This is a genomic window from Micromonospora sp. (genome assembly GCF_048594385.1).
GTDB classification, from domain to species: domain Bacteria; phylum Actinomycetota; class Actinomycetes; order Mycobacteriales; family Micromonosporaceae; genus Micromonospora; species Micromonospora wenchangensis.
On the sequence record NZ_JBMDWU010000534.1, the window covers coordinates 13,190 to 37,744 of the forward strand.

21 protein-coding genes and 1 pseudogene are annotated in these 24,555 nt (G+C 69.1%); 12 read left to right on the forward strand and 10 right to left on the reverse strand.

Annotation, left to right across the window (positions count from 1 at the left end):
• The first annotated feature begins 281 nt into the window (after positions 1-281).
• Together ACOJTC_RS28240 and ACOJTC_RS28245 are read left to right on the forward strand one after the other, a co-directional pair.
• Positions 282-1,568, forward strand: coding sequence for a cellulose binding domain-containing protein (locus ACOJTC_RS28240; protein WP_420119160.1), 1,287 nt, complete (start codon positions 282-284; stop codon positions 1,566-1,568).
• Between the two features lie 489 nt (positions 1,569-2,057).
• Positions 2,058-2,885, forward strand: a complete 828-nt coding sequence (locus tag ACOJTC_RS28245; protein ID WP_420119161.1) for a phosphotransferase family protein — start codon at positions 2,058-2,060, stop codon at positions 2,883-2,885.
• On the opposite strand, the gene ACOJTC_RS28250 is transcribed toward ACOJTC_RS28245, so the two are convergent.
• Positions 2,782-3,168, reverse strand: a complete 387-nt coding sequence (locus ACOJTC_RS28250; RefSeq protein WP_420119162.1) for a site-specific integrase — start codon at positions 3,166-3,168, stop codon at positions 2,782-2,784. The genes ACOJTC_RS28245 and ACOJTC_RS28250 overlap by 104 nt on opposite strands.
• A gap of 306 nt (positions 3,169-3,474) precedes the next feature.
• Between ACOJTC_RS28250 and ACOJTC_RS28255 the strand changes: the two genes are divergently transcribed.
• The 3 genes from ACOJTC_RS28255 (at position 3,475) to ACOJTC_RS28265 (ending at position 4,778) form a co-directional block, all read left to right on the forward strand.
• Complete coding sequence (locus ACOJTC_RS28255) at positions 3,475-3,846, forward strand: hypothetical protein (RefSeq protein WP_420119163.1); 372 nt, start codon at positions 3,475-3,477, stop codon at positions 3,844-3,846.
• A 408-nt stretch (positions 3,847-4,254) separates the two neighbouring features.
• Positions 4,255-4,494 (forward strand): hypothetical protein, encoded by a 240-nt coding sequence (locus ACOJTC_RS28260; protein ID WP_420119164.1) that lies wholly within the window; start codon positions 4,255-4,257, stop codon positions 4,492-4,494.
• A 53-nt stretch (positions 4,495-4,547) separates the two neighbouring features.
• Complete coding sequence (locus ACOJTC_RS28265) at positions 4,548-4,778, forward strand: hypothetical protein (protein WP_420119165.1); 231 nt, start codon at positions 4,548-4,550, stop codon at positions 4,776-4,778.
• A 71-nt stretch (positions 4,779-4,849) separates the two neighbouring features.
• Here ACOJTC_RS28265 and ACOJTC_RS28270 read toward each other — a convergent pair whose 3' ends face one another.
• From ACOJTC_RS28270 to ACOJTC_RS28290, 5 genes are all read right to left on the reverse strand, one after another.
• Positions 4,850-6,775 carry a hypothetical protein gene (locus ACOJTC_RS28270; protein ID WP_420119166.1) on the reverse strand — a complete coding sequence of 642 codons (1,926 nt, stop codon included), beginning with the start codon at positions 6,773-6,775 and terminating at the stop codon, positions 4,850-4,852.
• Positions 6,772-7,332 (reverse strand): hypothetical protein, encoded by a 561-nt coding sequence (locus tag ACOJTC_RS28275; RefSeq protein WP_420119167.1) that lies wholly within the window; start codon positions 7,330-7,332, stop codon positions 6,772-6,774. The genes ACOJTC_RS28270 and ACOJTC_RS28275 overlap by 4 nt, the downstream gene beginning before the upstream one ends.
• A gap of 212 nt (positions 7,333-7,544) precedes the next feature.
• Entirely contained in the window at positions 7,545-8,567 is a 1,023-nt protein-coding gene (locus tag ACOJTC_RS28280; protein WP_420119168.1) for a DUF4331 family protein, read from the reverse strand.
• A 74-nt stretch (positions 8,568-8,641) separates the two neighbouring features.
• Positions 8,642-9,031 (reverse strand): hypothetical protein, encoded by a 390-nt coding sequence (locus ACOJTC_RS28285; RefSeq protein WP_420119169.1) that lies wholly within the window; start codon positions 9,029-9,031, stop codon positions 8,642-8,644.
• A 393-nt stretch (positions 9,032-9,424) separates the two neighbouring features.
• On the reverse strand, positions 9,425-9,688 hold the full coding sequence (locus ACOJTC_RS28290) for a phosphotransferase (RefSeq protein WP_420119170.1): 264 nt from the start codon (positions 9,686-9,688) through the stop codon (positions 9,425-9,427).
• On the opposite strand from ACOJTC_RS28290, the gene ACOJTC_RS28295 reads away from it, so the two are divergent.
• Positions 9,630-10,145, forward strand: a complete 516-nt coding sequence (locus ACOJTC_RS28295; RefSeq protein ID WP_420119171.1) for a transposase family protein — start codon at positions 9,630-9,632, stop codon at positions 10,143-10,145. The genes ACOJTC_RS28290 and ACOJTC_RS28295 overlap by 59 nt on opposite strands.
• Positions 10,146-10,289: 144 nt before the next feature.
• Here the strand turns inward: ACOJTC_RS28295 and ACOJTC_RS28300 are convergent, their stop codons facing one another.
• Positions 10,290-11,723, reverse strand: coding sequence for an RCC1 domain-containing protein (locus ACOJTC_RS28300; RefSeq protein ID WP_420119172.1), 1,434 nt, complete (start codon positions 11,721-11,723; stop codon positions 10,290-10,292).
• Positions 11,724-12,014: 291 nt separating this feature from the next.
• On the opposite strand from ACOJTC_RS28300, the pseudogene ACOJTC_RS28305 reads away from it, so the two are divergent.
• The 4 genes and pseudogenes from ACOJTC_RS28305 to ACOJTC_RS28320 all read left to right on the forward strand — a co-directional run.
• Positions 12,015-12,316, forward strand: a pseudogene (locus ACOJTC_RS28305) (transposase family protein); the annotation flags it as partial.
• Between the two features lie 355 nt (positions 12,317-12,671).
• Positions 12,672-13,136, forward strand: a complete 465-nt coding sequence (locus ACOJTC_RS28310) for a hypothetical protein (protein ID WP_420119173.1) — start codon at positions 12,672-12,674, stop codon at positions 13,134-13,136.
• Positions 13,137-13,375: 239 nt separating this feature from the next.
• Positions 13,376-17,266 (forward strand): helix-turn-helix domain-containing protein, encoded by a 3,891-nt coding sequence (locus ACOJTC_RS28315; RefSeq protein WP_420119174.1) that lies wholly within the window; start codon positions 13,376-13,378, stop codon positions 17,264-17,266.
• 192 nt (positions 17,267-17,458) lie between these two features.
• Entirely contained in the window at positions 17,459-18,772 is a 1,314-nt protein-coding gene (locus tag ACOJTC_RS28320; RefSeq protein WP_420119175.1) for a phenylacetate--CoA ligase family protein, read from the forward strand.
• Here ACOJTC_RS28320 and ACOJTC_RS28325 read toward each other — a convergent pair.
• Positions 18,744-19,766: a hypothetical protein gene (locus ACOJTC_RS28325; protein ID WP_420119176.1), complete on the reverse strand. Its 1,023-nt coding sequence runs from the start codon at positions 19,764-19,766 to the stop codon at positions 18,744-18,746. The two genes, ACOJTC_RS28320 and ACOJTC_RS28325, sit on opposite strands and share 29 nt — an antisense overlap.
• 179 nt (positions 19,767-19,945) lie before the next feature.
• On the opposite strand from ACOJTC_RS28325, the gene ACOJTC_RS28330 reads away from it, so the two are divergent.
• Complete coding sequence (locus tag ACOJTC_RS28330) at positions 19,946-21,040, forward strand: UDP-galactopyranose mutase (protein ID WP_420119177.1); 1,095 nt, start codon at positions 19,946-19,948, stop codon at positions 21,038-21,040.
• Here ACOJTC_RS28330 and ACOJTC_RS28335 read toward each other — a convergent pair.
• Positions 21,037-21,708: a hypothetical protein gene (locus tag ACOJTC_RS28335; RefSeq protein ID WP_420119178.1), complete on the reverse strand. Its 672-nt coding sequence runs from the start codon at positions 21,706-21,708 to the stop codon at positions 21,037-21,039. The genes ACOJTC_RS28330 and ACOJTC_RS28335 overlap by 4 nt on opposite strands.
• On the reverse strand, positions 21,705-23,486 hold the full coding sequence (locus tag ACOJTC_RS28340) for a carbamoyltransferase (RefSeq protein WP_420119179.1): 1,782 nt from the start codon (positions 23,484-23,486) through the stop codon (positions 21,705-21,707). The genes ACOJTC_RS28335 and ACOJTC_RS28340 overlap by 4 nt, the downstream gene beginning before the upstream one ends.
• A gap of 284 nt (positions 23,487-23,770) precedes the next feature.
• Here ACOJTC_RS28340 and ACOJTC_RS28345 point away from each other — a divergent pair.
• Positions 23,771-24,555, forward strand: a 785-nt coding sequence (locus ACOJTC_RS28345; protein ID WP_420119180.1) for a glycosyltransferase family 2 protein, incomplete at its 3' end; no start/stop codon positions are given.

Sequence of the window (24,555 nt, forward strand, 5' to 3'; positions counted from 1 at the left end):
TGACGAGTCAGCAAAGATGCAGGTGAAGGTATTCGGGCAGCACCTGTTAACGCTCTCACGACGGCCGGTCACCGCAGGGTGTCCGCCAGCCGGGCTGCTGACGATTGGCGACGTCGACCGCCACGTCCAGCTCTTCCGTCGAGGAGCCGGGCTCGCAGTCGACCTCATCCTTGCTTCATGCCGCCCACCCCGCACCCGACGCGTCCACGCCGCGCCGGCGTCACCCGCGTCCGACGCCGCGCACGACGACGCCCGAGCAGACCGACACCAGGAGCCATCTCATGACCCGACGTTCGTCCATCGCCGGCGCGCTGGCTACCGCGGCGGTACTCGTCGCGGCGCTGGCCGGTGCCGCACTGACCGGGAGCCCCGGCACCGCGTCCGCCGCCGAGGTCGGCCCGCTGGCCGCGACAGCAGGCTGCGGCAAGGCCCCCACCCTGGGCAACGGCACCTACACCATCTCCAGCGGTGGCAAGAACCGCAGCTTCATCCTGAAGCTGCCCGACGGCTACGACCGCAACCGCCAGTACCGGCTGGTGTTCGGATTCCACTGGTGGGGCGGCACCGCCGTCGACGTCGCGACCGGTCAGACGGTGCAGCGCGACGTCTGGGCCTACTACGGCCTGCTGCGGCTGTCGAACAACAGCACGATCTTCGTGGCGCCGCAGGGCATCGGCAACGGCTGGGCCAACACCGGCGGTGAGGACGTCACCTTCGTCGACGACATGCTCCGCCGGATCGAGGGCGACCTGTGCGTCGACACGACGCAGCGCTTCTCCGTCGGGTTCAGCTACGGCGGTGGGATGAGCTACGCCCTGGCCTGTGCCCGGCCGAACGTCTTCCGGGCCGTCGCCGTCCAGTCCTCGCCCGGCACGCTCAGCGGATGCAGCGGCGGCACCCAGCCGATCGCGTACCTCGGCGTGCACGGCATCGGTGACAACATCGCCAGCGGACGGGCGCTGCGGGACCGCTTCGTCCGCAACAACGGGTGCACGGCGGCGAGCCCGCCGGAGCCGAGGGCCGGCAGCCTGACCCACACGGTCTACAGCTACTCCGGTTGCCGGGCCGGCTACCCCGTGGTGTGGGCGGCCTTCGACGGTGGGCACATCGCCGCCCCGCAGGACGGTGCAGGCGGGGACAGCGGCACCCGGACCTGGGTCCCGGGCGAGGTGTGGCGGTTCTTCACCCAGTTCGCCGGCACCACGCCGACCACCCCACCCACCACGACTCCGCCGACCACGCCACCCACGACTCCGCCGACCAGCCCCGGGGCGGGCGGTTGCACGGCCAGCTACCAGACCGTCGGCCAGTGGCAGGGCGGCTTCCAGGGGGAGGTCACGGTGACCGCCGGCGCCCGCGCCATCACCGGCTGGCGGGTCAGTTGGACGCTCGCCGACGGGCAGAGCATCACCCAGCTCTGGGGTGGGCGCAACACCCCCTCCGGCAGCACCCAGAACGTCGGCAACGAGGCATGGAACGGCAACCTGGCCGCCAGCGCGTCCACGACGTTCGGCTTCACCGCGGGTGGCTCGGCGACGACGCCCGCCCTCACCTGCACCGCGACCTGAGAGACCACAGGCGCAGCCCTCGATGCCTGCCGCCCCCGGAGGAGGCAGCACAAGATCAGAAGTTTCGTTCTCGCCGCCGTGCTGGCGGGCACAGGTACGCCGGTGCGGGCTGCCGGGTCGACTACACGGTCACCAGTTCGTGGCCGGGTGGCTTCGGCCCGGCAGCCACCGTCACCAACCTCGGCGATCCGATCGACCCTCGGCGGTCGTACGCCGGGCATACGGTCACCCGGTCCGGAGCCCAGGTCACCGTCACCAACGTGAGCCATCTTCACGGCCGAGATCCGACCACGGTTCCCTGTGCGATGTCGTCCTGCGTCGCCGGTATGTGGCGGCTTCGCGTCAGGCAGCGACGGTCCCGCATCGTCGCTGACCTGGTCGAACCCGAGTCGGAGGTTTCCCTATTTATGTCGACCGTTTCATCCATCCGCCGCGTCAGGAGCACCACATGACGCTGCTGCACCGTGGACGCTGAACTACGGTGCTGTGGTGCAGGCATGCGAGGTTCAGCGGGCGATGCAGGCAGCCGTGTCGAGCGCCTCATCGCTCGGCCTGACCGTCGACAACGCTGCCGTCCTGCACAACTCGAACGCGCTCACCCTGAGGTTGGAGCCCTGCGCCGTGCTCGCCCGGGTCGCACCGGCAGCGCACCAGTGCGCCCAGCTTGAGGTGGATGTTGCTCGGCGGTTGGCCGAGGTCGGGAGTCCGGTGGCCGCGTTGGAGTCGCCTGAGGTCTTTGTCCGGGGCGACTACGTGGTCACCTTCTGGACCTACTACGAACCGGCGACTACTCGGTCACTGTCGACGGCGGAGTATGTCGGCGCGCTCGAACGTCTGCATGCCGGGATGCGTAAGGTCGACCTGCCCGTCCCGCATTTCACGGACCGGGTTTCCGCGGCGCAGACGCTCGTGGCCGACCATGCCCGAACGCCGGAACTGGTCGACTCGGATCGGGTCTTCCTCGCCAGCACGTTGGACCGTATGCGACGAGCGGTCAGCGAGAGCGGCCGACCCGAGCAGCTTCTGCACGGTGAACCCCATCCGGGCAACCTGCTCTCGACCCGGACCGGTCCGCTCTTCATCGACTTCGAGACCTGTTGCCGGGGGCCGATCGAGTTCGACCTGGCCCACGCGCCCGACGACGTCGGTGACCACTACCCGGGCGTCGACCGGCGGCTGCTCCGAGATTGCCGGACCCTCATACTGGCGATGATCACCACGTGGCGCTGGGATCGCGAGGACCAGTTCCCCGACGGCCATCGACTCGGTGTCGAGTGGCTGAGCGAACTCCGGAAGGCAACAGCTCAGTCTGAATAGGTAAAGAGGGCGACCAGGGCGAAGTCGTTCGGGTTGGCCGACAGCCGGGCGGCGGTGGATAGAACCCGACCACGACCGACAGCCGACGGGACGCCGTCGAGGGCTGGTACCGGAGAACGTCTTGCAGCCAGCGCACGTACCGCTCGATATCCATCCGAGCTGCCGAGAGCGGGTCAAGGCCGTGGTCGCTGCACCAACGAAGGAAGACCCGCAGGTCGGACTCGGTGTGCACGCGACTCTGCCCACGGTAGCGGCCCGAGAAGGCCGGCACCGCGGCGCGCACGACAAGTCGATTGGCAGGTACGACACTGGAAGCCGAAGCAGGCGAGGTAGCCAGTTATCACCGTGCGTCATCACCAACGATGAACGCCAGCCCTCGCGGAGCGGCACTTCCGGGCGTCGTGGGACAGCATGGGTGACACAGAGCGTGACCGCCCCACAGGCGCGCGATCAGCTCACCGAAGAGTTGCGGGCTTCCGCGCAGCGGTCGCAGTTGTCGGCGCCGACTGTCGGCCCCAGTGGCCCGGATGGCGGGCGCAGGATCCGCCGTCCGAGGCGGGGGTTACGCTGGATAATCAACAATCCGACGATGAGGCAGCAAATGATCAATGTCCAGGAGTTCGCGCGACGGCTGAGTACTCTCGGAGCGGATGCGTTCACCAGCGACGACGTCGTGGACCTGGCGACCGAGGCCGATGTTCGCATCAGCGCAGACGTCGAGATCGACGCCACCCTGGCGCAGCGCTTGCTCGACCAGATCTCGCCCACCCTGCCGGTCACCGGGGCCCAGATCGCGGCGTCGCAATGGCCGCCACCGGAGTCTTCCCGTCCTGCAGCGCCTTCGGTGTTGTTCTCCAGCCCTGGTGCCGTCGACGGACCGGCTGATCAGCCGGCCCGACCCCGCAGTTCTGGGTCTGCGGGTAGAGGTCGGCGACCCGGCTCCCGACGAACTGGCAGGTGAAACTGCAGGCCCAGTTCCTTCAGTAACCGCCAGACTGCTCGCCGCAGCCGTCGACTACGACGCGAGCTGCGAACTTGACTCTCGCCGCCATCATCGGCTGAACTTCGTCCTCCTGTCCGGCTCCGTAGGCCCGGGCCGGCTCGTGGCACGATGATCCCCCGTAAGCATGCTGATCGCGGCATGTGCACGCATCGATTCAATGTGTGTCGGTGTGCGGTACCGGCCTCGCTGCGGTGTCGCGCACAGCTTCGGGCCCGTCGCGCTGCTCGACCTCGCCGCCGACGGAACCTGGATTCAGGTGGCGGACCTCCGCCGGCTGTTCCGGCCGCTGGCCGCGCACGCCGGGCCACCGCCGCCATCCGGGTTCTTGCGGTACGGGCGCTGAGCACCCAGGTCGATGGGCGCCAGTTGGAACTGAAGGCGGAGCACTCGCAGCGCATCGAGGACGGTGCCACGGTGCCGGTGAGCCGGCTCTTCAGCGCGCGCCCCGGCCAGCCCTGGGCCGGGATCACGGTACGCCTCGACCGCCGACCGCCGACCGCCGACCGCCGACCGCCGACCGCCGACCGCCGACCGCCGACCGCCGACCGCCGACCGCCGACCGCCGACCGCCGGGCGGCCTGGTCGGGGACCGGGCGCTCACGCTGAGCGTCGAGCTGCCGTACCCGCTCGCGGACGCCGGGCGGAGGGCGTGGAATGTGGTGGGGGCGTTCGGGTTCCAGCCGATCACGCTGGAGGGCACGGTGTCGCTGGACGCCGACGAGGCGGTGGTGCGCTGGCTGCCGACCGAGGTCACCCGCGCCGTCGTCGGTCAGCAGTTGTTCGCGGTGCTGGCTGAGCCGGTCCGCTGCCACCTCGTGCTCTGGCTACCCGCCGTCGGCGACGTGCCGGGGACCGACCTCCGGACCTGGTTCCGGCTCCGTGCGGGATGAATGACAGATCGGAGCAGGGTGATGCGGGGAGGCGATCGGCCAGCGTAACGTACGCTCGCCATCTATACAGCTCAAACTGGACTGCTTGGCGGGGCATTGCCCATTGTCCGCCTCTTTTTGAGAGGCGGATAAGTCTCGTCTTCCTTGGGTTCCGGCGACATTCTCAGTAGCTCGCTTGCATTCTTCTCTTTCACTCCTGAGTCCTGCCAGCACCTCGGATATGCCTGCGCCACCGCCCATCGGTGGCGGTCCATCAGAGCGAGGCGCTGCTTTCGTTCTTGCACTTCACGTAGGTCAAGTAGTCCCAGCAGGCTTCGCTGCAGGAGTTTCTTGGGCAGTAAGGCTTCGCCGCTTTCGTGAACTTTGAGCATACTTCGCTTCCTGCCCTCACTCGCGCCATTGATGTTACCGGACTGCAACGTCGCCCCGGGAAGATAGTTGAAGAAAGTTAACAGGGAGTTGATTGCCTCCTGTAGTACAATGCCTTCCATTTGGTGTCTCGACTCCGGCGGCTGCTTCTGGCTGATTTCCGCCAGCCGTGACCCGTGCCCCGCGAACTGCCTCCAGGCGATCGCGGCCAGGTCTTCTTTGTCTGAATTTATATGCCTCCTGAACAGCATTTCCAGCTGATCCGCGGCCGAGGCGATCTTCTGCAGTGCTGTGAACGCTTCCCCTGCGGTCTTCGAAATGATTGTGGTGCGCACGAGGTCGATGTACACGATCCACGCCGTGGTATGCGCACCCATCCCTATCGCGCCAGGAAAGGGGGAAGGGCTTCGTCCGCTGGAGTCGAATCCAACGATCCGTCCGCTTGTGTCGATCCGTACCTGGGTGGTGAGCCGTTGACGGCGGCGGCCCTCAACCTGCTCCTTCGCCCGCATTGGCGCAGACTCGACAGGTGGGTTATTACAGTGCCCGGGCCGCTTGGTCGCTGGCCTCGCTGTTGGCTGCTCTTGGGTCTCCCTGAACCGTTCAGGTTTCCGGACCTCCCGGCGCCCGAGACCCGTCGGTGCACTCGGCGGCGTCCCGCCATTCTGCTCTATCTGCGCCACCAGCTCATTGCGGTAGGCGGAGCTTTTTCGTTCTTCATAGAATCCAGGACCCGTTCTTCTGTCCCAATCGGCGAGACGTTTACGGCAAGCCTTGAGGATTTTTTCGCGCTGCTCATCGATGGTTGGATCGATTGCTCGGATGATGATTTCTGGCAATTTCTCCGGCGTGGCGACGGCTCCGGGCCATGCTTTTCCAAGAGCATTCGGGTTATCCATTCTTATGGATAAAATGTGCTGCTGGACGATCATGAGTTTCAGATCTTCCGGGCGGATTCCTGCGCTGCCGGGCAAGATTTCTTCAAGGTCCCCCGTCATTGCGGTCAATATATATGCGAGTGCCTTGACGTCCAGCAGGCCGATGATGGCACGCTTCAGGTTGTCGGAGGGTGTAGGCTCACTGTTCCCCTCGCTGCGCCGCAGCGTCTCATGGTGCTCGCCCTCGGCGTTCCCCTTCCCGCTATCGCTCTGTGCAACTGCTTTTACATTGATCACTGTGAGTGGTATGAGTTCCCGGAACTGTAGAAAATCCCGGATCATTTCCTGAAGATCGAGCAAGCCCACCTGTCCGACATCAGCACATCTCTCGACAATCCTCTCCTCGGTGTCCCTGAGTTTGTTGCGTTGTTCCTCTGGAAGGTTTGTGATCAATCCATATCCAGGAAGTTCTCTCACTTGGGCGACGAGCTGCCCGATCGCGCCCGCTGCATCGCCCGCCTGCTTGCCGATGATGGCTCGTCGGATGGCTCCCACCTGCACGACGAACGCCGTGGAGTGGTTCCCCATCGTCCCGGTATACGGCGACCTCGGCCGCCCTCCGATGGCGACGTCGTCTACTGTCAGCCCATCCTTGGAAAAGATCTGTGCGACCAATTTCCCGGCGGCCACGTCTGCGGTCGTCGCAGCTGCCTCGCTGTGCGACGTGTCGGCCTCGTACGGCCGCTTCATGTAGCATTCACCCCCCTGTCTGCCGTCGTCTCCGCCTCGGGACGTTCACGAATGGGAGCGTCAGTCCGCAGCCGGCCGCCATCCGCGTCGCGCAGGGTGCGTGCTCCCCACGCCACCCGTCCGGTGTTCGGGAAGGAGCGCAGGCAGTTGACACCGAGCAGGTTGAGCCGGCCCTCGTCGCCGCCGGTCATCAGCACGGTGAGGTCGGTGACGCCGCTGAGGGTCGCGCCGGTGCCGGCCGGCCCCTTCCACACCGCGGGCGGGACGCCCAACTCTGCGCAGCTGGCACCCGCACGCACCAGTCTCACGATGACTGCCTGGCCGCCGCCGTTGGCGAAGAAGTCCCGTACCGCGCCGCTCATCGTGCTCTCCGCCCAGAGCCCGCCGAAGGTCCGCTCGAAGTCGGCGTATCCGCTGATGAACGTGGCGGTGTTCACCGGCCCGCGCCGGGCGCTGCCGACGAAGGCGGCGACCGAGGTGGCCACCCCGGTGATGGCTCGCACCGCGCTGGGAACTTCCTGGACGTAGATGCCCGGATAGGACGTGCTGACCGTCATGAGTCCTCGATTCGGATGGCGCGGCCTCGGCTCGACAGGCCGGGAACGACGGTTCGCCCCGCGCGTGGTTGCCCTCGAAAGGTATGACGGGCCGGGGCCGTGCCCGTTGGCGTGAGGAAATCCGTCAGGGAAGTCGGACGACCTGGCCGATTCCCTCGCCCCTGCGCGGCGGGCATGGCACCATCGACGCGCGGCGTCCACCAGCCGGTCGGTCAGGCGGGCACCACGTAAGGAAAGCTGGTGGAGCGGGTCCCCTCGGCTGTCTCCGCGGTGAGGCCGGACGTGATCGCCTTGTTCAGGACCAGAGAGAACATGACCTCCGGAGCGTTGTCCCGCAGTGCCCGTCCGTTGCGTACCGCGAAACCGAAACTGGCCGGCGAACCGACCCGGTACGAGAGCATGTCGGGCAGGATCAGTTCGGCCACGCTGCGGCCGTAACTCTCCGGGTCGGCGGCGGTCCGGTTCGCCGCGACGAAGCGGGCGACCTTCGCCGCGATCTCGCTGCTGGCGTTACGGACGTCGTCCCGGGGGTGCCGGGCATTGGCCGGGTTGGTGAAGTCGGCATCGGTCGGCCAGAAGATCGGCCACATCATCGGCTGGCCGGCCCGGGTGACCGGCCGCCACTGACCGCCCTCGGCGGCTACCTTGGTGGTGCACCAGATCCGCACCCGCGCCCCGTCCCGTAGGACCGGCTCGTTACGGATGACCTCCAGGACGATGCACTCGACGATGGAGCCGGCGCAGCTGTTGCGGGCCTCGTCCGGGTGCCAGGCATCCCAGTCGAGCCGGGTGCCGTCGCGAAGGGCCTCGTTGACCGTCGTGAGTTGGTCGAGGTCGATGAAGAACGGGTCCATGATCCGCCCGGTCCAGAGGCGGATCCCGTCGCCGCTGACTACCTCGCCGGTTCGTCCGGCCACGACCAGGATGCCCGCGGCCGAGTCGGTGCTCGCATCCGAGTTCCGCAGGGCGTGGAGCGTGACCGACTGCCTGCCGCCCTGGTCGGGATCACCGAAGGCCACCCGGTAGGTCAGGCCCTCGATCTTGTCGGTCTCATGGTGGATCTTGAATTCGTACCGCGCTCCGGGATGGAAGCCCCGTTCGGTGTCGGGACGGACGGCCGAGCTGTTGACGTTCATCATCAGCACGGTGCCGCGTTCGCCGTCGAAGACGTACAGGTCGTCTATGCAGAGCTGGCCGTTCTGGGGCGCCAGCGGCTTGTCGGTGAAGTACGACATGATCTGCTCCCCGGGTCAGGATGCCTCAGCGTCGCGCCGCTCGGCTTCCGTCACCGGGTGACGTTGCTGCGCCGCTACCGCACCGGCCGGATCACGCGTCGTGAATTCGCATTCGCGGCGCGCAGGTCGTTGGTGAGTATCTGTTTCGTCAAAGGCGAGTGGACGTACCGCTGATAGCGCTGATGGACCCGCTGCCTCGAGCCGCCCAGGTGACGGGCCATCGCTGCCCAGGTGGCCCCGCGGTAGTGGGCCTCGGTGACCAGTAGCACCGTCTCGGTGTCCAACGCTCGCGACATCTCCGCCGTCGTGCCGAGCACCCGCAGCACGGCCTCGACCGGGTCAGCTGCGGTGAGCGCGTTCTCGATGCCGATCGCGCGGCGAACTGTTGCCCGGGTGCCGCTTATCCACCGCCAGCCCTCGCGGAGCGGCGTGAGATACGGCCAACAGTCCTCATTGGTTTGCATCGCATCTAGGTCTTCCTGCTAAAGATCTGCATCGTCTCGAGCGGGCGATCGACGATGGCGGTATCGATTTCTGCCCTGATGGACTCGCACCGCCTGAAAGTACCGAAGGCCCCGCTTCGACACATGGTGCGAAGTATCTGCTGTCAATTGTCATTGTCGACATCGCAGGTAAATGCCCAGTGTGTACGTGCCCTGTGGTAGGGCGGCGTAGCGACCGGCCGACGCGCCGGCGAAACAGTGGGCGGATCTTCGGCGGTAACTGTCGATCGGGGGCGGGTCCGCTGCTGCGGCGGCGCTCAGCGGGCGGTTTGGCGACTGGCAATGTGGACCGTCCCGGCGTTCCACGCTCTGGCGGGATCACCCCCGCATGCGCGGGGAGCAGCACCATGCTGTTCACGCCAGGCTTCGCGCGGGCAGGGCGCGTAGGGCGGTGTCGTCGAGGGTCGTGGGCCGTGGTGCGGGATCGAGGGCGTGCAGCCTGGCGGCGGCGATAGCGGCGTCGTTCTCGTTGGCGTCGCGGGTGGCTGGGCCAAGGTCCTCGATGAGCATGCCGAGGGTGTCGTCGATGGTGACGGAGCTGTGGACCCGCGGCACGGGGATGCGGTGGGCGGCCAGGTGCCGCAGTGTGCGGTCTTCGTTGGTGAACCGGGTCGCCAACCGGAAGTCGTACTACCTGCGGAAAGCACAAGCGTCACGGAGTGAACGTGCAGGTCATCGCCGACGCGGCCGGGCGTCTCGTCTGGGCCTCGGCGCGTTGCCCGGCTCGACGCACGACCTGACCGCCGCCCGCACCCACGGCATCATCGACGCCCTGACCGGCCCCGATGTGATGACCTTCGCGGACAAGGGCTATCAGGGCGCTCTCGGCAGCGTGCGCACCCCGTTGAAGCGGCGCCGCTTCCGGCCGAAGCTGTCACGCCGGCAGAAGGCCGTCAACCGGGCCCACGCGAAGATCCGCGCCCGCGGCGAACGCGCGATCGCCACCCTCAAGACCTGGAGGCTCCTGGTCAAGCTGCGCTGCTGCCCACGCCGAGCGACCGCGATCGTGCAGGCCCATCCTCGTCCTGCACCACGTCGAAGGCGACCGCTGCGCAGGATGAAGATGGCTCAATGAGCCGCAGCAGCCGCTGTCCCTCGTCGTCATCGAGCTCGCGCACACGCACCCGTTCTGCCACCCGAGCCGCCTGGCGACACCGCACCGCCGGCACCAGCACCCGTACGGTGCGTCGTCACGAGGCAAACGTTCCCCGATGCGGCACTAGGTTGGGGGTGCGAGGACCTGCACAGGGGTGGGACGCCATGTTGTGGTGCCGTCACCGAGTTGGCGTTGGGCGTTGTAACCCCAGGCGGCCACCGTGTAGTCAGGCTGTAGAGCCAGACTATGGGCTGTGCCAGCCGCGATGGATCTGACCCCGCTCAGGAACCGGTCGCAGGGAGCAGCCTGCCCCACAGCACAGACCTGAGTGACCTGCAGGCGGGTGTCCCATGTGCCGTTGCCGAGTTGGCCATAACCGTTGAACCCCCAGCCCAGGACGCCGCCGCTACTCAGCTGCGCCATGCTGTGCGACGCGCCGACCGCGATGTGCCGGATTCCGTACAGGAAGCGGTGGCAGGGAGCGATCTCTCCCACCGCACACACCCGCACAGGAATGGCCCGGTTGACGACGGTGCCGTCACCAAGCTCACCAACATAGTTCGCGCCCCAACCGACAGGACCACCGTCACCCCGCAGCGACATGCTATGAAACTCGCCACCTGCTATGGCATTCACCGCGTACAGAAACTGATCGCAGGGCGCGACCTGTCCCACTGCGCATACTCGTACCGGGGTGGTGCGGCCGACGGTGGTGCCGTCACCAAGCTGACCTTCGTAGTTCCGACCCCAGGCCACGGCCAGGGCGTTACCCACCACCGCCAGGCTGTGACCCCAGCCGGCCGCGATGGATCTGACTCCGCTCAGGAACTTGCCACAGGGTGCGACCTGCCCCACCGCGCACACTCGTACCGGAGTGAGGCGTGTGGCGGTGGTGCCGTCACCGAGCTGGCCCTGTCCGTTCCAGCCCCAGGCGACGGCCGACCCGTTCTCCATCGCGGCCAAAGTGTGGGTCCAGCCGGCCGCGATGGATCTGACTCCGCTCAGGAACTTGCCACAGGGTGCGACCTGCCCCGCCGCACATACCCGTACCGGAGTGGTGCGGTTGGTCCAGGTGCCGTCGCCAAGCTGCCCAGAACTGTTGTAGCCCCAGGCGACGACCGTGTGGTCCCTGAGTAAGGCGAGGTTGTCGTTCCGGTTGGCGGCGATAGCGATTACGCCGGTGAGGGATTTGGAGCAGGGGGCGCTCTGGCCGACGGCGCACACTCGTACCGCAGTGGTGCGGAGGGCGTTGGTGCCGTCGCCAAGCTGCCCGAAGAAGTTTTCGCCCCAGGTGACGACGGTGCCGTTCGAGAGTAGAGCGACGCTGTGCGCCTCGCCGGCGGCGATGGCTCTCACGGCGCCGAGTTTCGCTGGAACCTGTTGCGTGCCGGGGTTGGGTGGCATCGCGAAGGCGACTGCACGGCCGGCCGTTGCGGCGTAAGCATCACCGATCATCAGGACCACGACCAGCGCCGCCACCGTGGCGAGGAATTCCGACCGCCGGCGATGGGCGAACGTTGCTGCTGACGTGGGATGAAGATCATTTCCTGTGCCCATCTGCTCTCCTTCCCGAGGCAGCTTCTGGGTTCGATCCAGTCCGATCGCAAGAGCCGGTCAGCCGTGCGACAGAGAAGGTCTACGCTCTTCCCGAGGTCCGAAAGAGGTCGGGAGCGGCAACGGTGCGAGTTGAGGGAACGTGACCGGGATTCAGCTTGTCGACCCGGGAGCGCTGCCCGGATTTGATAGAAATATAAGTCAAGGCAGCATGATCAGCGAATAGGCTCCCTGAACGAGTTAAGTACTCACAAGTAGGCGGGACTCGCCGGTGCGCGAAGTCGACCACGGCGCGTGAATATGCAGGTCATCGCCGATGCAGTCGGTCGACTCGTGGGCCTCACCAGCCCTGCCGGGTTCGACCCACGATCTGACCGCCGCCCGGGATCACGGCAACATCGAGGCCCTGGCCAACGCGGATGTGATGACCTTCGCGGACAAGGGACATCAGGGTGCGCGCGGTAGCGTGCGCACATGTTCAAGCGGTGCCGCTTCCGGCGAAGCTGTCACGCCGACAGAAGGCCGTGAACCGGGCGCACGTGAAGATCCGTGCTCGCGGTGAACGCGCGATCGCCACACTCAAGACCTGGAAGATCCCGGCGTAGCGTCGGTACCCGCTTCTCGCTAGATCCGGACGCCGCTACCCCGCCCGGGAGCGGCCCTCGTCGCCGGCTGGCGGTGGTCGGGTGCGAGCCCCCGGATCCTGCTGGTCCGTCGGCCGACACCCGCCCGTACAAGGCGTGACGTAACGGTCGGACCGGGCGTAGGCCTGCCCGGGTGGCTGTCGTCGATGGCAACGGAGACCGGTGTACGGACTCGTCCGGACAACCGGACGCATCGTCCGATCCTGTCCGGACAACCCGGCCAGCCCTGGTGGCCTGCTCGACCGCGGTCCACGGTCAGGTCATCGCCGGTCACCGCCGGCCAATGACCTTGACGGAGGTACGGAACGTGATCAGAAGGCTCGCACCGAAACGCACCACCCCGTCTCCCGACGTCACGACCCGGGCCCGTCGGCGGCTGCCTCGCCGCTCGCTCCTCGGGCTGTTCCTTGCGCTCGCCGTGCTGGGCGGTGCCGCTGTCGCGCCGTCCGCGGCGATGGCCAACGTCGACGTGACGATCGGGTCCTCCGATGTGAACGTGCGCGACTGCTACCACCCCGCTCCCAAGAAGGCCTGGCCGGGATCGTGGTGCACCCTGCAGGCCACCCTCGAAGCGCACCTGCCGGTGCGGATGGTGTGTCAGTACCCCGGCGACGGCGTCGGCCCGCAGGGCGACTACTACTGGGACTACGTCCTGTATCCGGCCACGTCACGGCACGGATCCGGTGAGGGTTACGTCTCCGACTGGTACGTCAACACCGGCGTCTCCTCCTACCCGTACCGGGACTACCGAGTGCCGTTGTGCAACTACTGACCTGAGTGATCGTCCCATCCACGGAGCAAGCGCGGTGCAGGGCCAGGGTGCTGGCACTGCACCGCCCGTTCGCCCGGGAGCACCCCGTCGGTGGTTGTTGAACCGGACCGACGCAACCCACACGTCGGAACTCTGACCGGAACTCGCCACCTTCTCAAGGGATGAGTAGCGTTCGCCTCACATTCCGTGTTGTCGCTCGACGAGGTGAGGCAGTGTCGGGTAGCCAGCCGACATCAGCAGTGCCGGAACCCGACGGTTGGCCGGATCCCGACCGGATCGGTGGGCGGGTCGAGTTCGCGGCGGCACTGACCGCGGTGCGGGAACGGGCCGGACTGACCGTCCGTCAGGTGGCGGCGAAGGCCGGAGCGTACAGCGCGCACAGCACCATCGGAGACTGGTTCGCCGGGCGTGGGTTGCCGGCGCTGAGTTCCCAGGACCTGCTGGTGCGGGTGCTGACGGTGTGCGGCGTACGGCCCACCATGATGGATGGTTGGATCGCGGCCTGGCTGCGTGTGCGCCGCGCCCCCGGGCCGCGGCCACGGCACCTTGAGCCGTACAAGGGTCTCGCCACTTTCCAGCCGCAGGACGCCGGGTGGTTCTTCGGCCGGGAGCAGCTCACCGCCGAACTCGTCGAGCACGTCACCCGGCTGCACGCTGCCGGCGGTGGGCTGTTCCTTCTGGTCGGCGCCTCCGGTTCTGGGAAGTCCTCACTGCTACGGGCCGGGCTGATCGCGCGACTTCGTTGCGCGCCGGGCCGGGCGACCGCGCCGGTCCCGACGGAGGGACCGGCGCCCGATGATCCGTCCGGTCCGGACAACGGCTGGTGGGTGGAACTCATGACTCCCGGCGCCGATCCGGTAGCGGAGTTGGCGGCACGGGCGCAGCGACTGCGGGCCGCGCCCGGTCCGAGGCTGCTGGTGATCGATCAGGCGGAGGAGGTGTTCATCAGCCGGCCGGACCACGCGGACCCGGCGGCGTTCCTCGCCGACCTGAACACGCTGTGCGAGCGGACCGCGGGACTGGTGGTGGTCTTCGGCCTGCGTGCCGACTTCTACGGCCACGCGTTGGGCCACCCGGCGCTGCTGCGGGCGGCCCAGGACCGGCAGGTCACGGTGGGGCCGATGACCCGTGACGAACTTCGGGCGGCGATCGTGGAACCCGCCCTTCGCGCGGGAGTGGAGTTGGAGGACGGGCTGGTCGAGTTGCTCCTGGCCGACTTGACGCCACCCGGGGTGGAGCCGGACCGTGCCGAGCCGGGCGTCCTGCCGCTGCTGTCGCACGCGCTGTTCGCCACCTGGCATCACGACCAGGGTCGACGGTTGACCTGTCAGGGCTACCGGCGGATCGGCGGGGTGCGCGAGGCGATCGCGGCCAGCGCCAGCGAGGCGTACGACCGGTTGACCCCGGACCAGCGGCGCCTGGCCCGCCGGCTGCTGCTCCGTCTGGTCCACGTCGGGACCGATACCGGAGACACCCGGCGTATCGTGCCTCTCGGCGAGCTGTTGGCCGAGTTCGGGCCGGATGCGGTCGAGGTGGAGCGGGTCCTGGACCGGTTCATCACTCAGCGGCTGATCACCGCGCAGCGCGACACCGTACAGCTGAGCCATGACGCGTTGCTGGCTGCGTGGCCCGCGTTGCGCGGCTGGCTGAGCAGCGATCGGGCCGGGTTGGTGCTGCGTCAGCAACTCGCCACCGCCGCGGCGGCGTGGCGGGCCGAGGGCCGCGACCCTGCCGCGTTGTACCGGGGCACCCGCCTGGCCGCTGCCCAGGGTTGGACGGCCGAGCACCCGGACGAGCAATCTGCGCTGGTGCGGGAGTTTCTTGCCGCCAGCGGGCGACACGCCCGTCGCCACACCCGCCAGCTCTACCAGCTGGTCGCCGCGCTGTCCGCACTGCTGCTCAGCAGCGGGCTGCTCGCCGGGTACGCCTTCCAACAGCGTGCTACCGCCAGCCAGCAACGCCAAACGGCCACCATGCAACGTAACGAGGCGGTGTCGCGGCTGGTCGCAGGTCAGGCCGACTGGCTGCGCGGGCGAGACGTCAGCCTGGCCCGACAAGTGGCGCTGGCGGCGTACCAGATCTCACCGACCGTCCAGGCCCGGTCCAGCCTGCTCGACGCCGCTGCGACCCCGACAGCCGCTCGGCTGGGTGGCGCCGACGGTGCCATCCAGGCGGTGGCGTTCAGCCCGGACCGGCGGCTGCTGGCCGCCGGTGGTGCCGAGGGAAGGGTGCGCCTGTGGCGGGCTTCCGATCCGGTGCCCACCCCGCTCGGGAGCGTCCTGACCGGCCCGACCGGCACGGTGTTCACCGTAGCGTTCAGCCCCCGTGACGCACTGCTGGCCGCTGGCGGCGCGGACGGCATGGTGTACCGGTGGCGGTTGGACGATCCGGCGCACCCGCGGGCGCTGCCGCCGCTGACCGGGCCGACATCCACCGTGTACGCGCTCGCGTTCAGCCCGGACGGCGGCACGCTCGCCGCCGGCAGTGCCGACCACCGGGTGTGGCGGTGGGCGCTGAACAACGCGGAGCCGGCGACGGCCGCCGGCACCGGATCGAACGCCAGCCAGCCGCTGCCGGCGCTGACCGGGCCGGACGACGCCGTGCAGGCGGTGACGTTCAGCCCCGACGGGCGGCTGCTGGCCGCCGGCAGTGCCGACAGCACCGTACGGCTGTGGGACCTCGGGAACCGCACCCACCCGACCCGGCTGGCACCACTGGCCGGACACGCCGGCAAGGTGCTCGCGCTGGCATTCAGCCCCGACGGAGACCTCCTGGCCAGCGGCAGCGGTGACCAGACCGTCCAGATGTGGTCGGTCGCCGACCCGCAACGGCCGGCGAAGCTGGGTACCGCCCTGCCCGGAGCGACCAGTTGGATCAACGCGATCGCGTTCAGCCCCGACGGCGCCACCCTTGCCACCGGCGCATCCGACAAGCGAATCCTGCTGTACGACGTGGCCACCCACCGCGAGCTGCGATCGTTGCCCCAGCCGACCCCGGTGACGGCACTCGCCTTCGGTGCCGACCAGCACACCCTGGCCAGCGCCGGCACTGACGGCTATGTGCGGTACTGGGGGCTTCCCGGCCCGCTGCTCGTCGGCGCGGGCGGAGCCGTGTTCAGCGCCGGGTTCACGCCCGACGGCACCGTACTGGCCGAAGCCGGTCGGGACCGGACGATCCGGTTGTGGCAGGTGACCGATTCGCGCCGGCCGGAGCCACTCGGCGCGCCGCTGAGCCGGCCAGCCGGTCAGGAGGGGTATGCCGGCAGCGTCGCACTCAGCCCCGGCGGGACACTGCTGGCCGCCGGTGGACGTGACGGCGCGGTGGACCTCTGGGACATCCGTCGACCGGCGCGACCGAAGCGGATAGGACCGGCGCTCACCGGGGCGACCGCACTCATCCAGACGGTGGCCTTCAGCGCGGACGGATCACTCCTGGCCGTCGCCGGTGACGACAGCACCACCTATCTGTGGCGGGTGTCCGATCCGGAGCGGCCCACGCTGCTGGCCACGGTCGCCGGCACCGGGTCGATCGTGCTGTCCCTGGCGTTCCACCCGAGGTCACCGGTACTCGCCGTCGCCAACACCGACGGCGTCGTACGGCTGATCGACGTTCATGACCCGACCCGGCCGGCCCCGGCCAGCCCGCCGCTTCGCGGGCTGGCCGGATACGCCTACAGCGTGGCCTTCAGCCCGGACGGCGGCCTGCTCGCCGTCGGCAGCGCCGACAAGACACTACGGCTGTGGCAGGTGTCCGACCCAGCCCACCCGATGGCGCTGCCCCGCCCGTTGCGCGGGCCGACCAGCTACGTGTACTGGGTGACCTTTCACCCGTCCGGCAGCCTGATCACCGCCGCCAGCACCGACGGCACCATCTGGATCTGGGACATCAGCCAACTGAACCGGCCCGTCGTGGTGGCCACCCTCAGCCACGCCGACCAGGCCTACTACGTGGTCGCCTACCGACCCGACGGACACACCCTGGCCGCCGGCAGCGCCGACGGCACCATCCGACTCTGGGAGACCGACCCGCAACGGGCTGCTGAAACGATGTGCTCCACCATGGGAGAACCCATCACCCGAGATGAGTGGGAGCAGTACCTGTCCAGCATCCCGTACCACCCACCCTGCTGACCGGGCCCGGCTCTGCACGCAGGATCATGCTCTGGGCCGGCCCGAGCAGGGTAGAGAAGCGGTTCGTCACCGCGGTGAGCTCGATGGACCGCGTCGTCGTCCGGTCCCGACTCGGGGGTCGGATCGGGCGTCTGACGCCCGAGCGGCGACCCGCTACGGTGGCGTGGTGCCTACCGACATCCATGGGTCCCGATGAGCGGGGGCCTCGCCGTCGCCGTACGCGAGCTGCGGCACCTGCCGGCGGTCTGGCGGGCACCGCACCGTGCCCCCGAACGGACCCGCGCGCTGGCGCTGGAGGGTGTCAACGCGCTGCTGCGACACTGTCGTGAGCGGGTGCCGGCCTTCGCCGACTATCCGGCCGGGCCCCTGGCGAGCCTGGACGAGTTGGCCGGGCTGCCCATCCTGACCAAACGCGCCGTGCTCGACGCGGGTGTGGAGTCCTTTCACGCCCAGGGGCTCGCCGCCGGGGCCTACCGGACGGACGTCACCAGCGGTACCACCGGAACGCGGCTGCACATCCGCCACGACGTCGACGCGTACGGCTACCACGGCGCGACCGTGCTGCGGCGTTTCCTGCTGTCGGGCTACCGTCCGTGGTGGCGGATCGCGCACATCAAGCCGTTTCCCCGGCCGGTGCGCTGGTTCCAGCGGCTGGGCCTGTTCCCGCGGGTGGTGGTGCCGGCCGGTCAGTCCGACGCGGCGATAGCGCGGGCGGTCCTCGCGGTCCGACCCCAACTGATCATGGGTTATCCGGTGGTCCTGCGGGGTCTGCTGCGTGCCCTCGACCCCGGTGAGCTGGCCCAGCTACGGCGCGGCCTGAAGCTGGTGATGACCGACTCGGAGCTGTTGACCGACGAGGTCGCCGCGCAGTTCACCGAGCGGTTCGGGGTGCCGGTGTACGACGAGTACTCGGCGTACGAGGTGCTGACGGTGTCGAGCGGCTGCGCGGCGGGCGCGATGCACGTCGACGAGGACCGGGTGTGGCTGGAGATCGTGGACGAGGCGGGCACGCCGGTCCCTGAGGGGGTCACCGGTTCGGTGGTGGTGACGCACTTCCGTGAGCGCGCCATGCCGTTGCCGCGCTACCAGTTGGGTGACCGGGCGTACGTCCTGCCGGCGGGTTGCCCGTGCGGTAGCCGGTTCCGTCGGATGCGGCTGGTCGACGGGCGCACCAACGACTTCGTCACGCTGCCCGGCGGCCGACGCGTGTACAGCGGTGTCTTCCTCGCGTTGGCGATGCACACGCCGGGTGTGGCGGAGTGCATGGTCCGGCAGGACGAGGCCGGGCAGGTCACGGTGCACCTGGTGCCCGAGGCTGCCGGCGAGGCGGCCTTCGTCGCCGCGTGCGTCGCGTTCGAGCAGGCTCTGGGTGAGGCGGTGGACGCCCCCGTCGTACCGCGGTTCGTGCGGGCGGAGCGGATCGCGTTGACGCCGGGCGGCAAGGGCCGCTTCGTCGAGTCGGCCTACCGGCCGGGGGTCACCGGGCCCCGCGCGGAAAGGGGATGAGCACGGCCCACTGGCGGATCATCTCGTGGCCGAGGCGGCGTTTCTCCACGAGGCTGCCCTGGCCGCTGAGGAAGCCACGGCGGCCGGTGTCGATGCACCAGCGGGCCAGTTCGAGGTTGTTGTGGTACCACAGGTCCCGACGGCCGCCCTCGGCCACGGAGAACGCGCCCCAGCCGGCCGAGAGCGGCAGTTCCGGGTGGTCGAAGATCACGTTGAGGGCGATGAGCCGGTCGCCGTCGCGGTAGCCGTTGAGGTGGACGCCGGGCGTGGTGAGCTGTGCTGCGGCCATGGCGGGGGACATGAGCGGTTTGGGTAGCCACCACTTGTCGTGGTGGCGGTTCACGACGCTTGCGATCAGCTCGCACAGTTGTGCCGGCTGGACCGGGACCGGCTCCCCCCGCAGGGTGCTCGTCACGTGCAGGTCCGATGCGGCGACTGCGGCCAGGATGCGGCGCAGGTCGTAGCGTCGGCCCCGGCCCAGCGACCGTAGGTAGTCCTCCAGTGAGGCGAAGCGGTTGGGGAACCACGCGATGGGGCCGCCCTCGCGGACGATCGCTGGTCGGGTCAGCAGCGCGGGCAGGGTCTCGGCGGACACCTGACGGAACATCAGGCCGCGTACCCGCCCGCCGTGGGCCTCCCGCAGCGCGGACCGGAGTGCGCTGATGGTGTCGGTCAGCGCGGCCCCGTCGGCCCCGGCGGTCAGCGTGATGCCCGGCAGTGTGCTGGAGGAGAGGCTGTCGACGTCGACGATTCCGGCCAACGGGACCGTGGAGCGGCCCGTCCGTGGTCCGTGGAAGCGGCCGGTGATCAGCCCGACGACGTCGGGTCCATGTCGGACGGTTGCGGCGATGACCGTCCGTCGGCTCGCCGCCGCCCGCACGAGCGGCCAAGACCACGCCGCCATCAGGTGTTCTCCGGCCATGAAGGCGTCCCAGCCTGCGGGGGCGTCGGCTAGATGGGGATCGTGCAGGGTGACCGTGAGCCCGTCGTTCATGCCCGACCCGCCTTCATATCCGCCGACCATACCGTCCGCCGGCCAGGGTTCCCGATGCCGTCTCGTGCGCGGCAGGGCGGCCGGGTCCGACCGGGTGGTGGCATGGCGGCCGGCCGGGTGGCGGCGGGCGGGTGAGGGTGTGGACCCCGGATACGTGCGTGACCCACTACCATCCGGCGATGGGTTGCGTGCGGGTGATCGGGGCGGGGCTGGCCGGCGCGACCGTCGCTCATCTCCTGCACGTGGCGGGCCGTGCCGTCGAGGTCGTCGAGGGTGATCCCACCTGGGGCGGCCAGCTCCGCACGGCCTCGGCCGCGGGCATCCTCTACGAGCCGGCCGGCGCGCACATCTTCCACACCGCCGACGCCGAGGTGTGGCGGCTGGTGACGGGTCTGGTCCGCTTCCTGCCGTACCGGCACACGGTGCGCACCGAGGCGTTCGACCGTGAACTGAGCTGGCCGCCCCAGCTGTCGGAGCTGCGTACCCTGCCCCGGTGGCCGCAGATCGCGCGGGAGTTGGCCGCCCGCCCGGCCCGGCCCGACGCCGCCAACTTCGAGTCCTGGTGTGTGGGTCTGTTGGGGGAGACGCTGTACCGCGAGCTGATCGAGGGGTACACCCGCAAGCAGTGGGGCGAGGATGCCCGGAACCTTGCGGCCGGGTGGGCGCCCAAGCGTATCGAGCTGCGCGACGACGGTTACACCGATCTGTTCCGTGACCCTCACCAGGGCTGGCCGGAGGGTGGTTATCCGCGGCTGGTCGACGCGCTGCTGCGGGACGTGCCGGTGGTCATGGGCCGTCGGGTCACCGTCGACGACTGGGACGAGGTGTGTGCGGGCGCGGACGCGGTCGTGGTCACCTGCGCGCTCGACGAGTTCTTCGCCGAGCACCTGGGACGGTTGCCGTGGCGTGGGGTGCGGCTGGTCAACCACTACCTGCCGGGGGTGGAGCACGCGTTGACGTGCGGGGTGGTGAACACCCCGAGCCCGCTCAGGGCGCACACCCGGGCCATCGAGACGAAGTGGATGAGCGGCCAGACCGGGCCGGGCACCGTGGTCAGCTACGAGTATCCGGGTGCGCCCGCGCGCCACTACCCGATCGACGACGTGCAGGGGGCCAACCGGGCGCTGGCCCGCCGTTACCTTGAGGAGTTGGCGGGGTTGCCCGGCCCGCCCCGCTACGTGGCCGGACGGCTGGCCACGTACACCTACATCGACATGGACCAGGTCGTCCGTCAGGCGCTGAACACCGCCCGCCGGATCCTCGGCGAGGTCTAGGGTGCGGCGGGCGGGCGTTCGGCCTGGTTCACCGCCCAGCCGTCGAAGCGGGCCGCCCACCGGTCCAGCGGCAGCGTCAGGATCACCGCCGCGAGCAGCAGGTGGACCGCGCAGAACACGATCGCGACCGCCGCGGTGGGCGGACCACCGACGAACACCGTGATGTGTGACGCCCAGTGCAGCACCCGTGGTCTCGGGCCGTTCCAGTCGTTGGTGTAGTAGAACGACAGGTCGTTGAGGCCGGAGATCAGGACCAGGATCGCGGCCAGGCCCGCCCGCAGCACCCGGCCCGCCGACGCGCCACCGAGCCGGTAGGCGAAGAGCACGGCGAGCACCGTGAACGCGTTGAGGAAGATCGTCCACTGGTACAGCCGGGGAAACGCCGCGTCCTGGTCGGCGGCTTCGGCGTAGCCGAAGATGTGGTCGACGTTGAGGGTGTCCACCACTGCCATGTAGCCGACGAACAGCACCGCCAGCAGTGCCAGGCCGAGCGCCGGGCGCTGGGGGAAGTAGGCGACCGCGAGTACCGCGCACAGCAGCGGCGCGGTCTTGAGCAGCACCTCGCCCAGGTGGTCGATGGTGCGGTCCGGCGGCAGCACCAGCATGATCAGCGCGGCGAGGCCGCCGCCCACCGTCGCCGGCAGCAGCCACCACCAGCGGCGGATCACTTCTGGGTCCAGAAGGGGCCGAGGGCCAGGGCGTCCATACCGGTACGCAGGTAGCACCGCACGGCGTCGGCCGGGGTTCGCACGATCGGCTCCTCGTTGTCGTTGAACGACGTGTTGACCACCATCGGCACTCCGGTGAGTTCGTCGAACCGGGTGATGAGCCGGTGGTAGAGCGGGTTGTCGGTGGCCGAGACGGTCTGCACGCGGGCCGTGCCGTCGACGTGGGTGATCGCCGGCACCCGCTGGCGTTGGTGCTCCAGGACGTCGAAGACCAGCAGCATCACCGGTGACGGGTAGTCGGAGGCGAAGTACTCCCCGGAGCGTTCGGCCAGGCAGGAGGGCGCGAACGGCCGGAACGGCTCACGGTGCTTGACCTTCTCGTTGAGCCGGTCCTTGGTGTCCCGGCCGCGCGGGTCGGCCAGGATCGACCGGTTGCCCAGCGCCCGCGGCCCGCACTCCATGCGCCCCTGGAACCAGCCGACGATCCTGCTGTCGGCCAGGGCCCGCGCGGTCGTGTCGGTGATGTCGTCGACGCGCTCGTAGGGCAGACCCGCATCGGCCAGCGCCTTCTCCATCTCCGCCTCGGTGTACTGCGCCCCGAGGAAGATGTAGCCGCCGGTGGGCCGGGGCTGGCCGAGGCTCGCGCCGACCTGCAACGCCGCGCCGAGCGCCGAACCGTCGTCGGCCGCGGCGGGCTGGGCGAAGAAGTCCTCGAACGGGGTCTCCAGCAGGATCCGCCCGTTCATGACGCTGTTGAGCGCCACCCCGCCCGCGGTGACCAGGCGGGTCTCACCGGTGTGCCGCTGCAGCCAGCGGGCGACGTGCAGGCCCGCCTCCTCCAGGGTGGTCTGCAGGCCGTACGCGATGTCGGCGTAGTACTGGGGCACCTCGTCGCGGGTACGCGGGCGTGGCGGGCCGAACCGTTCCAGGAACTTCGCCGACATCTGGTGCTTGCCGGTGGCGTGGTGGCGGAACCAGCTCAGGTCGAGTTCGTAGTGCCCGTCGGGCAGCAGCCGGACCAGTTCCCGCATCGCCTCGACGTGGGTCGGCTCGCCGTAGGCGGCCAGTCCCATCACCTTTCCCTCGTCGCGGGTGGGGTGGAAGCCGAGGTAGCTGGTGACGCAGGCGTACAGGGCGCCCAGTGAGTGCGGGAAGCGGACCCGGCGCACGTCGCGGATCCGGTCGCCCTCGCCGACGGCGAGGTAGGTCGACGTGCCGTCGCTGCCGATGCCGTCCCAGGTGATGATCGCCGCGTGGTCCCACGGCGACAGGAGGTACCCGCTGGCCGCGTGGGACAGGTGGTGGTCGACCAGGTGCACCGTGAAGCGCACCGGTCCGGTGTGGCCGACCGCCTCGCACAGGATCTTCTTCATCGTGTACGACCGGCGCAGGTGCAGCAGGAGCGCGCCGCCGACGTGGTAGTCGTCGGAGTGCGACTGCACGCCTGCGGAACGGATCGTGGCGGCGATTCCCGACGCCTTGCCGCCGTAGGTGCCCGCGTCGTTGCGTAGCACCGCGAGTGTCGCCGGCAGGTGCGTGACGAAGTGCTTGAGGGCGTGGGTGACCTCCTTGCGGGCCTGCCAGAAGTAGGCGACGTGGTCCACTTCGGCCAGGGTGATGCCGGCGGTCGCCAGGCACTCGCGGATGGCCCGCGCCGGGAAGGTCCCGTCGTGCTTCACGCGGGAGACCCGTTCTTCCTCCACGAAGGCCACGATGCGGCCGTCGTGCACCAGCCCGGCTGCCGAGTCGTGATGCTGGTTGATGCCCAGCACGTACATGCGATTCTCCGATCCCCATCGACTGGATGCTTGAGCTTGCCGCGTAACGGCGGCTTCGACAACATTTGCCGGGCTGTCATTTTCCTATTCGGAGGGCATATCCACTGAGATACCTGAATTCGGGCAGGGGGTATGGGGAATCGAAGCATACCGCTATTGTGGGGGTCGTTTGCGCGCCGGCTTCACCTGTGCCGGCGCCACCGGTGGCGCGACGATGTGCCGGAAAGGCGGCCGTATTGCCGGATATCGACCATGGCGGCGACGGATTCGCTCTGACCGTTGTCGTGCCATGTCTGAATGAGGCGGACAATATCGACGCGGTCCACGAGGAAATTGTCGCCGAGTTGTCCGGATACGCCGGCCTGGAGATCCTGTTCATCGACGACGGCAGCACCGACACCACCCTGGACCGGTTCCGCGCGCTGGCGGAAAAGGACCCATCGGTGTCCTACCTGTCCTTCACCCGCAACTTCGGGCTGGAAGCGGCATTCTCGGCGGGCTACCGCTATGCCCGCCACCCCTGGATCCTGCACCTGGACGCCGACCTGCAGTTCCCACCCGCCGAGGCGCACAAGCTGATCGAACGGGCCCGCGAGGGCTACGACGCGGTCTTCGGCATCCGGGTGGACCGGCAGGACCGCCTGCTGCGTCGGGCCGCGTCCGGGCTGCACGACCTGATCGCCCGGCGGCTGCTGCGCATCGAGATCCCCGCCGGTGGCACCAGCTTCCGGCTGCTACGCACCGACGTCGCCCGCCGGGTCGTGGACCTGCGCCTGGCCACGCCCTACTTCATGGCGACCCTGCCCCGGCTGACCGGTGCCTGGACGACCGTCCCCACCGCGCACCGCGCCCGTCGCAGCGGCGAGGCCAAGGTGACCGTACGCGGTCTGGCCCGGCACGCCGTGGAGTTGTTCATGTCCCACTCTCCGCGCCCGGTCGTCGCGGCCGGGCAGGTCAGCCTCGCCGCCGCCGCACTGGCGCTGGCCGGCGCGGTCTGCGCCCTGCTGCCCGGCCGCCTGCCCGCCGCGGCGGCCCTGCTCGGGCTGGCGCTGGCCGCCGGCCTGGCCAG